Here is a 14,751-nt window from a genome sequence, read left to right as displayed (position 1 = left end):
TGGTGGGGTAGCGAAGTGGCTAAACGCGGCGGACTGTAAATCCGCTCCCTTTGGGTTCGGCGGTTCGAATCCGTCCCCCACCACCATCTATAGGGGTATAGTTTAATGGTAAAACGAAGGTCTCCAAAACCTTTGATGTGGGTTCGATTCCTACTACCCCTGCCATTCATTATGGCGGTTGTGGCGAAGTGGTTAACGCATCGGATTGTGGTTCCGACATTCGTGGGTTCGATTCCCATCAGCCGCCCCATATAAATATTGAAACCGTTATGAATCATGGCGATTGTGGCGAAGTGGTTAACGCATCGGATTGTGGTTCCGACATTCGTGGGTTCGATTCCCATCAGTCGCCCCATTAAATAAAAAGTGGAACATTTTTTGTGATTTTTGATATAATAAGATTAGTTATTCATATTATTGGGCTATAGCCAAGCGGTAAGGCATCGCACTTTGACTGCGACATGCGTTGGTTCGAATCCAGCTAGCCCAGCCATTTGCGGAAGTAGTTCAGTGGTAGAACACCACCTTGCCAAGGTGGGGGTCGCGGGTTCGAATCCCGTCTTCCGCTCCATTTTATTTTAAGGCGGCATAGCCAAGTGGTAAGGCATAGGTCTGCAAAACCTTGATCACCGGTTCAAATCCGGTTGCCGCCTCCAATTTTTAATATGAATTCTTTTTATATATGCCGGGGTGGCGGAACTGGCAGACGCACAGGACTTAAAATCCTGCGGTAGGTGACTACCGTACCGGTTCGATTCCGGTTCTCGGCACTTTCATAAAACTTAATACGCCGGTGTGGCGGAATTGGCAGACGCGCACGACTCAAAATCGTGTTCCTTCAGGAGTGTCGGTTCGACCCCGACCACCGGTACCAACCTTATACACACAAATTACAAAATATTATTATCGTAAAAGATAAGACAGGTATATGCCTGTCTTATTTGTTTTATATAGGGATTATATTCCTAGTCAATAGTCTTTAAAAGGTTCTAAAATAATTTTAGAACAAGATAAATTTTTTTTTAGGGCCTTTTAAATCAAACCGCTTAAACTACGTAAGATTTACTCCACTAGAAATTAATAATGCCCTTACATTGTTATCCATTAATTTATGTGAAATCTAATAATTAGTAAATATCAAGGCTATGATATGACTAAAGAAAGTTAAGAATTGAGGTGAATATATGCCTGAACATATAGAAGTAATTTTGAGGTCAATTACCTCTTTTAGTCTATTACTAATTGGAACAAGGATATTAGGTAAACAAACGATATCGCAAATGACAATGTTTGATTTTGTTGCAACAATTTCGTTAGGAGCCATTTCAGCAAATTTAGCCTTTAATACTTCAATAAAGGTACATCATACAATTATTGCATTTTCTATATACGTAGCAATTATTTTGTTGATTGCTATTATTTCTTTAAAAAATAGAAAAGGAAGAAAGTTTTTAGCCGGAGATCCAACAATTGTGATACAAAATGGCAAAATATTAGAAGTAAACATGAATAAAATGCGTTATGCATTGGATTATTTAAATCAACAACTAAGAGAAAGGGAAGTTTTTGATATTGAAGAAGTTCTCTTTGCAATCGTCGAAACGAATGGCACGTTAACAGTGTTAAAAAAGCCACAATTTAGAAGTGTAACAAGACAAGATTTAATGATTGCAATAAACCCAGAACAGAAATTACCTATTGAACTTATTATGGATGGAGAAATAATTAAAGAAAATTTAGAACAAAATAATTTATCGTTTTCATGGCTTGAATCGGAATTGAAAAAGCGTAACTTAACAAAACATGAGGTTTTATATGCAGTATTAGCAGCCAATGGTAATATGTATGTTGATAAATATAAAGATCATATTCATTCCCCAATGGATCAGGAATAATTCATTCCGGTAGGCGATAGTAAATGAAAATGATAAAAAATAATGGGGGCGATGTAATCGCCCCATTAAAGTGAGTACATAGATTAATTTCTAGCCAGCCCTCTTTCAAATGCTGCTAAATGATTTAAAGAGGCATTACGTAGTTGCGAAAAGACAAATCTTACATCATTAGGGATGTTGAGTGATAAAAACCTTTCGTACATAGATATATTATCTAATTCCCCTTGAACACTCGCAGCATATGTAGCCTTTAGATTTTCTGGAGTTGAAACAAAGGATTGAGAAATATCATTAGGTAATGGTACTTGATAACGTTCGAAAAGTGGTTATAATGCGCTTATATGTCTCATTTCTGCTTCTCTAATTTGCACAAACGTTCGTATAGTACCAAATGTTCCGATAATGTTATTATATCGTGCTTGGGCCAAATTTTCGTCCTAAAGGGCATAAGTTAACATTTGAGGTAAGGTCAATTAAGAAGTGCTTAAAGCCCCTTTAGCACCATAATCTTCAAGTTGCCTATGGGTTTGCATTACCTTTGAATTTTTTGAAAAAAAACAAAAACCAAACAGCGTGATTTTGTTCATCTGACGCTGCACGTCGAAATCTATCTTTGATTGTAATATCCTGTGTTTTATCTGAGATATCTAAATAAAAATCTACAGCCTCTTGTTCATCTTTAAACGCAAATTCCATGCCTGCTCTATAATTGTCTGGACATTCCTCAATGATTTGATACGATGGCGGTCTCCCTGTTAAATTTGTAAAAATTCTACTGAATTCTTCAAGGTGTCGTTTTTCATCTTTTTGGATTTCAAGTATTTTGTTCCTTTCATTTTGTGTTGGCGCCATTCTGGCTAATTTTTCGTAACATGCAATAGCACTATACTCAGCATTAATTGCTTTTTGGATATCATTTAATATTTGAGTATCTGGTGCTGTCCGATAAAAATCATCATAACTAGGAATATTATATTGTTGATTGATATACATGACTCTCCTCCTTCTTTTTAACTTTCAACTTATCCTATGCACTATATATAGGTAGGTGTGCAGGTGATGGATTTTATTGTTTGGGAAAGAGTTTGGATAATTGTGCTTATACAACGATGCGCAAAACCTACCTAAAAACGGGAGAAGTTAGTAGGAGGAGTGAATTTACATTACCTTAGAACCTTAAATGCTTCTGCTACTTTACGAGCAAAATCTAAGTGTGTGTGAAATGCAAAAAATTTAAAAAGGCCATCTATTTTCGAATTGCAAAAGAGATGGCCTCATCATATTAGAATTAAACGGACTTAGAGTGCATATCACTTTTCACATTCTAAGCTACTACATTTCTTACATTCTCATAATTTTTATATTCTTCGTTTACCATAATTCTTTTTATTATTTGAATGGTTTCCCAAATCTCTTCGAATGTTGTATATAAAGCGATTGGGGCAAGCCTAATGACATTTGGAGCTCGGAAATCAGGGATAACATGATGATCCTTTAAAGCCTTGCAGATTCTTGCAGCTTCACTATGCTCTAAACATACATGTCCTCCACGGCGCTCGTTTTCTCTTGGGTTTCCAATAGTAAACTCAAAATCGGAAAGTTCAGTTTCGATCAAGTTCATCATATATTCAGTCATTTCTAGAGACTTCTCGCGGATGTTTTCAATTCCAGCCTCTTCAAATATTTCAAGGGACCCTAAGAGCGGGGCAGTACTTAGAATATGTGGAGTACCGATTTGAAAGGCACCTGCTGAGTGGCCATGTGTCAATTCTAATTCAAGATCAAACTGTTTTTTCTTATTTGAACTGAACCAACCTGCTAGACCTGGGGATTTTCCGTGATGTCTCTCATGTACGAATAAACCGCCAACGGCCCCTGGGCCGCTATTTAAATATTTGTAATTGCACCAGACTGCAAAATCGACATCCCAATCATGCATGGAATGCGGTAAGGCTCCGATTGAATGAGCCAAATCAAAACCTATTAATATATTTCTTTTATGGGCTTCTTTCGTTAAAAGCTCCATGCCAAGTAACTGCCCGCTTCGATATAGAACAGATGGAAGCCAGACGATGGCCACCTCATCAGTCATAGCAGAAATGATATCGGCTTCATTAATCGTGCGGGAATCATGGCTTTTTACTAACACTAAATGTTCGTTTGGATCAAGGCCATGCAATTGCATTTGGGATTTTATTGCATAAATATCTGATGGAAAGTCCAATTCATCTGCTACTATTTTTGTTCGTTTTCCTTCTGGTTTGTAAAAGGTAGCTATTATTTGATGAATATTCGTTGTAATTGAGCCTGTAACAATTGTTTCCTCTTGTTTTGCTCCGATTAAGGGGGCAGTCAATGCGCCAAGTTTCTCCGAAAAATCAAACCAAGGCTGATGCCCAGAAGTCCATCCATCAATGCCAAGATGCTTCCAATCCTCTAAACTGAGAAGCAATGTTTTCTCAGCTCGTTTAGAAAGCAGTCCTAAAGAGTTTCCGTCCATGTAATACGTGCCTTCTTTTATATAGAACTCATTTCTAAAGGTCATGCGATTTTGATCTAATTGTTGTGCGTATTCTTTTGTTAATAAAAATGAATTTGATTTCATTTGTAGTATCAATCCTTTCTAATACGTTACTAGAAGGATAACTAAGAGTTTACATGAAGTAAATACAAATGATTAATATATACTTTATATTTTGAATATTTTTTATTGACGCAAAGTATTAATCTTGATACGGTTTATTATTATAAAGCAGCATTTATTGATAAAAAGCAGGTGAAGACGAAAATGGAACAAAAACCTGAAAATAAACATAATCAGGAGGCAAGCCTCGAAAAAACGATACATACTGATTTCCAAAAAAATATGTCATACGGGGATTATCTTCAACTTGATCAAATCCTCTCTAGTCAACATCTATTATCAAATCATCACGATGAAATGTTGTTTATGATCATTCATCAAGCAAGTGAACTATGGATGAAACTCATTATCCATGAGCTTTCAGCAGCGACAAAATGCATTCACGAAAATAACTTAGAGCCTTCTTTTAAAATGCTTGCGCGCGTTTCAAAAATTCAGCAGCAATTGATTCAATCATGGAATGTATTATCAACGTTGACTCCGGCTGAATACTTAGAATTTCGTGGCAAGCTAGGGTCTTCTTCTGGTTTTCAATCTTACCAAAACCGATTGATTGAATTTGCACTAGGGCATAAAAATGCCTCTTCATTAGTAGTGTATAAGCATCAGAAGGAGCTTTTCGAAACAATGAACAAGGCTTTAAATAAGCCAAGTATTTATGATGCGGCAATTCAAGCTCTTGCTATTCGTGGTTTGCCAATCGATCAGGAGGCTCTCCAAAGAGACTGGTCACTAAATTACAAATCCAATGCAAGTGTAGAAGCAGCGTGGCTGACTGTTTATCGCGATGTGAATAAATACTGGGATTTATACGAATTAGCCGAGAAGCTTGTTGATATCGGAAGCGGGCAGCAGGCTTGGAGGTTTCATCATATGAACACGGTGGAAAGAATAATCGGTTATAAACAGGGGACTGGCGGATCTTCAGGTGTTCCCTATTTAAAAAGGGTGCTTGACCACAAATTCTTTCCGGAATTATGGAGTTTAAGAACAAAGCTATAGTGGGGGAATGCGGTGTGGGTACATGGATTGATATTTCGCAACGATTAGATGAAGAGGTGGCCACCTGGCCAGGGGATACTCCATTTTCCTATAAAGTGAACTGGAGCAAAGAGGATAGCGGTTCTGTAAATGTCGGGCAAGTAACTATGAGCACACATACCGGTACACATATTGATGCCCCTTTTCATTTTGATAATGAAGGAAAAAAAGTAATCGATTTGGATTTAGATTTGTATATTGGCCCTGCTCTTGTTATCCATTTGCCGAATAATGACAGCATTGGTGTGGCTGATTTGAGTATGAAAGATTTAACTGGGGTGACACGACTATTAATTTCTACAGGAGCCTGGAAAAATCGAAAGGCTTTTCCCGAAAGAATACCCTATATTGAGACTGGAGTGGCAGCTTATCTATCACAGAAGGGAGTTCGATTAATCGGTCTTGACTTGCCTTCGGTTGATCCTTTGGACAGTAAGGAGTTAACTGCCCATCATGAACTTACTCGGCACGGGGTTCATATTTTGGAAGGGCTTGTTCTGGATAATATTGAACCTGGGGAATATGAGCTTGCAGCCATCCCACTACCGCTTGCAGATGCAGATGGGAGTCCAGTTCGTGCGGTTTTAAAAAAGAAAAATAGATAATCTTTTTCTGAAAATTGAATGGCCAAAATGGCTGGAAATTATCATTTTCCTGTTGGAAATAAGCGGAAAAATTCCGCTTAAGTTGGGAAATACACATATTTCCCTTAAAATAGAGGTAGTTTTTCCGTCTATATGCTCCAAATCGTTGGAATTTGACTTATTTTGACTGGATAAGCGGAATTCTTCCGCTTATATTAGTCAATTAAGCCTCAACTTATACATTAGCCGGAAATTCTCCGCCTATGAAGTCGCATAAACTAATTTAGATAATCAATTTATATAATCTATCAGTGATTCAGTATCAACTTTACAAGCCTATATCCTTCATGTATCATTTAAATTGAGCTATTTTGCCGATTTTTCTGAAAACAGGGAGGAAGATAAATGGAGGAGCGAATTTTGTATGTAATTCGTAAGAGAAAGCAGTTGATGGCGCCTGCTTTGGCTGGTGCATTGCTGTTTTATTTTTTGCTTCCTTTATCTCTTACTTTTATTCCAAATGTGATGACTCGGCCAAGCTTTATTTATGGTCTTTCTTGGGCATGGTTGTATGCGTTTTTACAAATTCCGATGACCTGGTTTTTCTGTTGGTTTTATCATAGAACAGCTAAAAAAATTGACCGGCAAATGGAAGAATTCAATAAGGAGGAATCGATTTGAATCCTACTTATTTTTTATTCCTAATTTATATTATAGTTTGTACATTGATTATTACATATTGGGCAGCGAAGCGAAGTAAAACCACGAATCGGTTTTACATTGCTGCTGGGACATTAACAGGTTTTCAAAATGGAATGGCTATCGCTGGTGATTTTATTAGTGCCGCCTCGTTTCTTGGGATCGTTGGGATGGTTGCCATTCGTGGCTATGATGGTTTTTTATATTCTATTGGTTTTTTAGTATCATATCTTGTTGTGTTATTTTTAGTTGCTGAACCTATTCATCGCCTAGGGAAATATTCTCTTGGAGATGTCATCTGTTCCCGATTTCCAAGTGAGAAGATGCGTTTAATTATGGCCTTTTGTACATTTATCATTTCCATACTTTACATGATACCTCAACTCGTTGCCTCAGGATTTCTACTTCGATTACTGTTAAATATCGATTATTCTATTTCCGTCGTAGTGATTGGGGGATTAATGACAATCTATGTGGTTATGGGTGGGATGATTGCGACTTCTTGGGTACAGATTGTGAAAACCGTTCTTCTTATGTCGGGAACATTTCTTCTGACACTTATCGTTTTTTCACATTTCAATTGGGATGTTGTGAAGTTAATTGAAGAAGTAAAAACAGGTACGCCTTTAGGGGAGGGTTTCTTCCTTCCTGGAAATTTATTTGATAATCCACTGGAATTCCTTTCGCTGCAGCTTGCTTTAGTGCTCGGTACTGCAGGACTGCCTCATATATTAATACGACTATTTACGGTTAGTAATACATTTGAGGTTCGCAGGTCTCTCATAAGCTCAACATGGATTATTGGAATTTTTTATTTAATGACACTCATCCTAGGGCTTGGTACGGTCGCTTTCCTTGGATATGATTCGCTAATGCTACTTGACCCTACTGGAAATTTAGCTGCACCTTTACTTGCTAAGGCTGTTGGTGGCGACTTCCTGTTGGCGTTTGTTTCGGCGATTGCCTTTACAACCATTGTTGCAGTCGTTGCAGGGCTTGTTATTTCAGCCACAACTGCTTTTTCCCATGATATTTTCCATCATATTTTGAAAAAAGGGAAATCAACAGAAAAGGAGCAATTGAGGGCAGCACGGTGGTCAGCATTAGGAATAGGATTGATTTCCACCTTATTTGCGTTAAATTTAGAGACCATTAATGTAACATTTCTCGTTTCGATGACATTTATTGTTGCGGCATCAAGTATTTTTCCGGTTCTTTTATTAACTATTTATTGGAAGCGATTTACTCAAGCGGGAGCCATTACGGCTATGTTTACTGGTCTGTCTGCTTCATTATTATTCGTCGTTTTAGGTCCTTACATTATGAATCCTGATGATGGATGGATTAGAGGGGAGGCTGTGATTTCTCTATATAATCCAGGGATTATCACAATTCCAATGGGCTTTCTAGGTGCATATTTAGGAACCATTCTTTCGAGGAAGCAATCCAATTCAATAAGAGAATTTAACGAGTTTTATATTCAATCGCAGACCGGCATTGACTTAAGGGGAGATAAGAAATGGAAAGCTTAACGATAATTTTGTTTGAACGTTTGGGACTCCTTCTTATTATTGCATTTGTGATGACACGTACCCCTGGTTTCAGATCATTGGTTTACCGGAATTATAGTGTGAAGATGTCGCTCGTTCATGCATTCGTGTTTGGCTTATTTGGAATCGCCAGTACGGTTACAGGGATTGTCAGCCATGAGAATGGAGTCATCAGTCATCAGCTAGTTATTTTTCCAGTAGAGGATCATCACTTAATTGTTAGCATGAGCCTTGTTGCAATTGTGATTGCTGGTTTATTAGGTGGGCCGACGCTTGGTTTTGGAGCTGGGGTCATTACTGGAATTCATCTTCTATTTCTTGGCGGTGTTGGGGCAATGGCGAATGCCCTCGTCAACCCTATCTCAGGTTTACTGGCAGGCTTAACAGCAAGGTTTTTCTCCAATGAACGTGTTATCTCTCCGCTGAAGGCTCTATTTATTGGGGTTTTTCCCCCAATTTTACATATGCAATTATTACTTATTATGTACACAGATCGACTAGATATGATTTCACTTGTCAATACAATTGGCTTGCCGCTTGTGTTATCGAACAGTACAGCGATTGCCATTTTTACAGCGATGATCGGAATTGTTTTACGCGAACAAGAAAATGAGGCTGCGCTGGCATCGAAACAAGCATTAATCATCGCTAAGGAGGCACTGCCATTTTTAAAAAAAGACTCGCCTATTGACGTTGCGAATGGCTTGGCAAAATTATTATATAGTCGTCTTAGGCTTGCTGCGGTTTCTATTACAGATCAAAAGGAAGTATTAGCCCATAAAGGGTTGGGTCAAGAGCATCATCACTTTGGGGATGCGATTACGGCTCATCCAGCACAAATGTCGATTAAATTGAAAAAAATCCAGGTTGCGCACGTGAAATCAGAATTAATGTGCACTCATAAAAATTGCAGCCTTGAGGCAGCTATTTTCATTCCTATAATAGAAGATGATCATGTGACGTATCTTATTGCTTTCTATTTCCGTAAAGCAGAGCATATTTCTCCTGTTGAAATGGGGATGGCACAAGGACTGGGACAATTTATTTCAGATCAATTGAACATGCTAGGAGCGGAAAAACTAAAAGCACATATTCGAGATGCAGAGTTAAGGAATTTACAAGCACAAATCAATCCACACTTTTTGTTTAATACCCTTCAATTAATTGCCGGCTTGTTTCGGGAAAATCCATTGAAGGCACGTCTATTAACCCTGCAATTAGCGAGTTATATGAGGTTTAATTTACGCTTAGTATCGAAATCATTAGTTGAGCTTGAAAAAGAGTGCGAACATGCTGAGGCCTATACTTCTATTATTCAAGAACGATTTAAAGGAAGATTACAAATAAATTTAATAAAGCCGGCCGATCTTTCCGATATTTATATTCCGCCGTCAAGTATTCAGCCATTGATTGAAAATTCGGTTCAACATGGTTTAAAGAATGTAACAGATGGGGCAAAGATTGAAATTTTGATAGAAAAAGAGAATGGGAGGCTTACCGTTTTAGTTCGGGATAATGGCAGCGGTTTTCCTAAACATATTTTACCGATTGTAAGTCTGCAGCCATTAGCAAGTCATAATAATGGCGGGACAGGTATTTATAATGTGAACCAACGATTAGTCCATTTACTAGGTGATTCGGCTAGATTGCATATCCGAAATTTATCCCATGGGGGCAGTGAAGTGAAGTTTTCGATTCCAATTTCAAATCAATTTGAAGAAAAGCAGGTGATGGGATGAATATTCATGTGATGATTGCTGAAGATGAAATGATGGCGAGAAAGGAATTGCTTTATTTATTGAATGAAGAGAAGGGAATGATCCTCACTCCACACGCGGAAACGGGAGAACAATTAATTGAGTTATATTCTGAACATCTGCCTGATGTTATTTTTCTTGATGTAGAGATGCCTGGTTTAACAGGAATCGAAGCAGCACGATATATTTTGAAACAGGAGCCAGCTACTATTCCCTTATTTGTGTTTACCACTGCATATGATGAATATGCAATGGATGCTTTTGAAGTAGAAGCGGTTGACTACTTATTAAAACCATATGACGAGACGAGATTTCGGAGGACGATGAACCGAATTCGCAAAAGTATAGCGAATCGAAAGAATAGTAGTGAAGAAACGGAAAAAAAGGCCAAAAAGGTACAAACTATTGTATCAAAAATGTTAATTGATGATGGGGAACGGATGGTTGTAGTCTCACCTGAATCTATTTACTACGCCGTACCAAATAAACGATTTTTAGAGATTCATACGGAGGATAAGGTTATTATGAGTCGGATGACTTTACAAGATTTAGAGGATCAGCTGGCAGGTCATTTATTTTTCCGAGCTCACCGCAGTTACTTAGTCAATCTAAATCACGTTTTAGAAATAACCCCTTGGTTTAACGGAACAAGCAATTTAACTCTTAAAGATAAAAATCGAACAAAAATCCCTGTAAGCCGTTCTGCAAGTAAATCCATTTTTGATATTTTTAAAGGATAAATTCCATACGCCGTGATTTACGACCATTCACCAGTCATTCATAACCATTCACCCTGTGATTTCAACCGTTCATCCATTTTCCATTTATAGAATATTCTAAAAATATATAATTATCTACAAATAGGAGGAAGGAGATGGTTGATTTTGGCTCAAAGGGAATTAATTACTGAGAAAAGCGTAGATTATGTAAAGGTTGAAAGCAGCCCACAGTTTAAACAATTTTTGAGCAGAAAGAATAAATTTTTAATACCAATGACCGTATTTTTCATGATTTTTTACTTTTTACTGCCGATTTTCACTTCTTACACAACATTTTTAAACAAACCGGCAATTGGAGATATTTCTTGGACTTGGATTTTTGCCGTTTCACAGTTTGTGATGGTTTGGGTGATCAGTTCCATTTATGTAAAAAAAGCGGCAACATTTGATAAAGAAGCTGATCAAATCATTAATGAGCAGTTAAATTAAGGGGGGAATGGTAGATGGATCCTATAGTAGTTATTCTTTTTCTTGCAATCGTTATCCTTACTTTAATCATCACTTATTTTGCAGCAAAACAAACAAAATCCACCGGGGATTTTTATACGGCGGGTGGGGGATTGACCGGATGGCAAAATGGACTGGCGATAGCTGGGGATTATTTATCAGCGGCATCCTTCCTTGGTATTGCAGGGATGATTGCTTTAAAAGGGTTTGACGGATTTTTCTATAGCATCGGATTTTTGATTGCTTATTTAGTCGTATTATTGTTAGTTGCAGAGCCATTGCGTAACCTCGGTAAATATACATTAGCCGATATGATCAATTCTCGCTTTGATGCGAAGAAAGTAAGAGGGGCGGCTGCTCTTAGTACGATTACCATTGTTCTTTTCTACATGATTGCACAACTTGTTGGTGCTGGTGCACTTATTCAGCTTTTATTCGATATCCCTTATTGGATAGCCGTGTTAATTGTTGGGGTTATGATGACCATTTACGTCCTATTTGGTGGAATGATCGCAACGAGTTGGGTCCAGATTACGAAGGCTGTTCTACTTATGGCAGGTATGATTATCATCTCCTTCTTAGTTCTAATGAAATTTAACTTTAATATAGGAGCCATGTTTACTGAAGTGAAATCAGCAACTAGTCATGGCGAAGCCTATTTGAATCCGGGACTTAAATATAATAATCCTTTAGGAACACTTTCATTAATGCTTGCTTTAGTGCTCGGAACAGCTGGACTTCCACACATTTTGATGCGCTTTTTCACGGTGAAAGATGCGAAAACTGCCAGAAGCTCGGTTATAACGGCAACTTGGACAATTGGAATTTTTTATATTTTAACATTATTCCTTGGCTTCGGGGCTGCAATCTATGTTGGAGAAAGTGAAATTCTTGCAGCAAATAAAGGCGGAAATATGGCGGCGCCATTACTAGCTCAGGCAATTGGCGGGAATATCTTATTTGCTTTCATTTCAGCGGTTGCATTCGCGACAATCTTAGCGGTAGTTGCAGGCCTCGTGTTATCAGGAGCATCTGCATTTGCACATGATATTTACGGCCAAATTATTAAAAAAGGAAAGATAACAGAGAAAGAGCAAATGCTGGCTGCACGCTATGCAGCATTAGGTGTGTCTGTTATATCCATCTTATTATCATTAGGTGCACAATACTTAAACGTAGCCTTCCTCGTTTCTTTAGCATTTTGTATCGCAGCTAGTGCAAATTTGCCAGTCATTTTATATACAGTATATTGGAAGCGCTTTAATACTTCCGGTGCAGTTTGGGGAGTTTTTTCCGGGTTAATCTCTGCATTAATTCTTGTGTCGATTAGTCCTAGCGTATTCTCACCAGTTGAAGGGGCAGCTCTATTTGTAGGAAACCCAATCTTTCCATTAGATAATCCTGCACTTGTCAGTGTGCCATTAGGCTTTCTAGGTGGTTATCTCGGAACTATTTTCTCGAAAGAAAATGATCATAAACGGTATGCTGAAGTCTCTGTTCGGGCGCATACTGGCTATAAAGTTGGGGAATGAATGTACAGTAGATAATCGCTTTATTGATACGGGGAGTCAGTAAAGCAGGAAAGGCATAATATTTAGGGGGATGAGACGGATTGGTCATGAACAAAGAAACAAGTGTTGAAGAAAAAGTAACAACATATCCACAACTGCCGCATGGGGGGAAATTAGTTGACCGTGTTTTAACTGGAGACGAAAGAGACCGGGCACTGGAGCGGGCAAAGCTGCTTCCATTTATAATGGTAGATTTAGAGGCTGTCATAACGCTTGAAATGATTGCTACAGGTGTGCTATCTCCAAATGAAGGGTTTATGAATGAGGCGGACTATAAATCAGTATTAATAGAAGGACGCTTATCAAATGGACTTGTTTGGCCAGTGCCGCTAAGCTTCGCACCTGTTGGCGAAAGAAATAAGCATGTGATTCAATCTCTATCGGTTGGCGATGACGTTGCATTAGTGGACGAATCGAAGGAACCGGTAGCTATATTAAAATTAGAAGATATTTTCGATTACGACAGAAAGTTCCGCGCTCAGCAGCTATTTGGTACGACTGACCGCAGTCATCCTGGTGTTGATTCTATTTATCGAAGGATGGGGGATACAGCATTAGCCGGGCCGATTCAGTTGCTTCGCCGAGTCCATTGGGGGCCTTTTGAAAAAATTCGGATCGAACCGAAAGATACATGGAAACTATTTTATGAGGAGAAAAAATTTAAAACGGTAGCTGGATTTATTACAGGTGCTAATCCATTGCATCGCGGGCACGAATATATACATCGAAATGCACTTGAGGAACTGGATGGATTATTTGTTCAGCCGTTAGTTGAGATGGCGAAGCGTGAATATACGAGACATGAATACCGTATGCTATCCTATCAAGCTGTACTTGATACGTATTATCCAAAGGAGAGAACCATTCTATCACCACTGCGTGTGACCTATATCTTTGCAGGTCCTCGTGAAGCTGTTCTCCATGCACTCATTATGAAAAATTACGGCTGTACCCATGCATTAATTGGCCGAGATCATGCGGGTGTTGGTGATTATTACGATAAATATGCAAGTCACACGATATTTGATAAGTTTACGAAAGAGGAATTAGGAATTGATATTCGGTTATTTCATGAGGTGTTTTATTGCACTCGCTGTGATAACCCAGCAACAGAACAAACATGTCCACACGATGATCGCTATCGAATCAATATTTCTGGAACAGGGATCCGGGAGTTGCTGCGGTATGGGGTTCTACCGCCGAAGGAAATTGTAAGACCAGAATCTGCCCGTATTGCTATGCAAGGTGTACAGCCTAAAGGTGTCGATGAGGAAGGGCTTGCAATTGCACCTGTCGGAAAAACGATAAAGTCTATTTTTCCTTATTATCTGCATTCTAAGGGAATTGGCGGTTCCAATCGCAAGCGTCCTTTAGTTGTGGATGAACTAACAATAGAAGATTTAGAAGCAGCCATTAAGGATGTACGCGAAAATGCGGACCGAGTGTATAAGGGGATTTATGATGAATTCAGTTATGTAACAGATCAACTTCGTACCGTGCAGCCGGAGTGGGTTTCGGAAGCTCGAGAATCGATTTATCGCCAGCAAGAAATGGTTGTAGAAGACTTGAAAGAAAAAGTGGAAAGAGCAATGGAAAAAGCGTCTGATGAATTTTTGTATCAGGATAAATCAGAAGCTGAGCGTGAACTAGAGGTCGCGAACAGGTTACTAGAAGATATTCCTGCAGTCTTGCGCAAAGAGGACCTCGAATACCGAACATGGAATCCGCTTCCATATAAGCGGTATAGGGGGAATGATGAGGAATAGATTGTTAGAATAATATAG

Annotated in this window: 12 protein-coding genes and 9 tRNA genes; 19 read left to right on the top strand and 2 right to left on the bottom strand. The window is 38.6% G+C overall.

Features of this window, described 5'->3' with window-relative positions:
* Position 1 precedes the first annotated feature (1 nt).
* The 10 genes from AR328_RS11630 (at position 2) to AR328_RS11585 (ending at position 1,895) form a co-directional block, all read left to right on the top strand.
* Positions 2-86: transfer RNA gene (locus AR328_RS11630), tRNA-Tyr, on the top strand.
* A gap of 5 nt (positions 87-91) precedes the next feature.
* Positions 92-165, top strand: a tRNA-Trp gene (locus AR328_RS11625).
* Between the two features lie 9 nt (positions 166-174).
* Positions 175-250: transfer RNA gene (locus AR328_RS11620), tRNA-His, on the top strand.
* A 29-nt stretch (positions 251-279) separates the two neighbouring features.
* Positions 280-355: transfer RNA gene (locus tag AR328_RS11615), tRNA-His, on the top strand.
* A 63-nt stretch (positions 356-418) separates the two neighbouring features.
* A tRNA-Gln gene (locus tag AR328_RS11610) sits at positions 419-493 on the top strand.
* A gap of 3 nt (positions 494-496) precedes the next feature.
* Positions 497-571, top strand: a tRNA-Gly gene (locus tag AR328_RS11605).
* Positions 572-582: 11 nt separating this feature from the next.
* Positions 583-656 (top strand) — tRNA-Cys (locus AR328_RS11600).
* A gap of 28 nt (positions 657-684) precedes the next feature.
* A tRNA-Leu gene (locus AR328_RS11595) sits at positions 685-770 on the top strand.
* 19 nt (positions 771-789) lie between these two features.
* Positions 790-874: transfer RNA gene (locus AR328_RS11590), tRNA-Leu, on the top strand.
* Between the two features lie 310 nt (positions 875-1,184).
* On the top strand, positions 1,185-1,895 hold the full coding sequence (locus AR328_RS11585) for a DUF421 domain-containing protein (protein WP_066295167.1): 711 nt from the start codon (positions 1,185-1,187) through the stop codon (positions 1,893-1,895).
* 519 nt (positions 1,896-2,414) lie between these two features.
* Here the strand turns inward: AR328_RS11585 and AR328_RS23055 are convergent.
* Together AR328_RS23055 and kynU are read right to left on the bottom strand one after the other, a co-directional pair.
* A complete protein-coding gene (locus AR328_RS23055; RefSeq protein ID WP_231734810.1) occupies positions 2,415-2,888 on the bottom strand; it encodes a ferritin-like domain-containing protein in 474 nt (157 codons plus the stop codon).
* Between the two features lie 331 nt (positions 2,889-3,219).
* Positions 3,220-4,500: a kynureninase gene (kynU, locus tag AR328_RS11575; RefSeq protein ID WP_066295166.1), complete on the bottom strand. Its 1,281-nt coding sequence runs from the start codon at positions 4,498-4,500 to the stop codon at positions 3,220-3,222.
* A gap of 183 nt (positions 4,501-4,683) precedes the next feature.
* Here kynU and kynA point away from each other — a divergent pair, with 183 nt between their 5' ends.
* From kynA to AR328_RS11530, 9 genes are all read left to right on the top strand, one after another.
* Positions 4,684-5,541 carry a tryptophan 2,3-dioxygenase gene (gene kynA / locus AR328_RS11570; RefSeq protein WP_066295165.1) on the top strand — a complete coding sequence of 286 codons (858 nt, stop codon included), beginning with the start codon at positions 4,684-4,686 and terminating at the stop codon, positions 5,539-5,541.
* Between the two features lie 14 nt (positions 5,542-5,555).
* A complete protein-coding gene (gene kynB, locus AR328_RS11565; protein ID WP_156422680.1) occupies positions 5,556-6,185 on the top strand; it encodes an arylformamidase in 630 nt (209 codons plus the stop codon).
* Between the two features lie 384 nt (positions 6,186-6,569).
* Entirely contained in the window at positions 6,570-6,845 is a 276-nt protein-coding gene (locus AR328_RS11560; protein WP_066295163.1) for a DUF485 domain-containing protein, read from the top strand.
* Positions 6,842-8,395, top strand: a complete 1,554-nt coding sequence (locus tag AR328_RS11555) for a solute symporter family protein (RefSeq protein ID WP_066295162.1) — start codon at positions 6,842-6,844, stop codon at positions 8,393-8,395. Before AR328_RS11560 ends, AR328_RS11555 begins: the two co-directional genes overlap by 4 nt.
* Positions 8,383-10,152, top strand: a complete 1,770-nt coding sequence (locus tag AR328_RS11550) for a LytS/YhcK type 5TM receptor domain-containing protein (protein WP_066295161.1) — start codon at positions 8,383-8,385, stop codon at positions 10,150-10,152. Before AR328_RS11555 ends, AR328_RS11550 begins: the two co-directional genes overlap by 13 nt.
* On the top strand, positions 10,149-10,910 hold the full coding sequence (locus tag AR328_RS11545) for a LytR/AlgR family response regulator transcription factor (RefSeq protein WP_066295160.1): 762 nt from the start codon (positions 10,149-10,151) through the stop codon (positions 10,908-10,910). The genes AR328_RS11550 and AR328_RS11545 overlap by 4 nt, the downstream gene beginning before the upstream one ends.
* A gap of 144 nt (positions 10,911-11,054) precedes the next feature.
* Positions 11,055-11,378 (top strand): DUF485 domain-containing protein, encoded by a 324-nt coding sequence (locus AR328_RS11540; RefSeq protein WP_082677211.1) that lies wholly within the window; start codon positions 11,055-11,057, stop codon positions 11,376-11,378.
* Positions 11,379-11,392: 14 nt separating this feature from the next.
* The gene (locus AR328_RS11535) at positions 11,393-12,928 is read left to right on the top strand and encodes a solute symporter family protein (RefSeq protein WP_066295159.1); all 1,536 of its coding nucleotides are present in this window, start codon (positions 11,393-11,395) and stop codon (positions 12,926-12,928) included.
* A gap of 86 nt (positions 12,929-13,014) precedes the next feature.
* Positions 13,015-14,733, top strand: coding sequence for a sulfate adenylyltransferase (locus AR328_RS11530; RefSeq protein ID WP_066295252.1), 1,719 nt, complete (start codon positions 13,015-13,017; stop codon positions 14,731-14,733).
* Positions 14,734-14,751 lie beyond the last annotated feature (18 nt).

Source organism: Bacillus sp. FJAT-29937 (genome assembly GCF_001509555.1).
GTDB lineage: Bacteria > Bacillota > Bacilli > Bacillales > Cytobacillaceae > Cytobacillus.
This window is presented reverse-complemented; position numbering and strand designations above follow the sequence as displayed.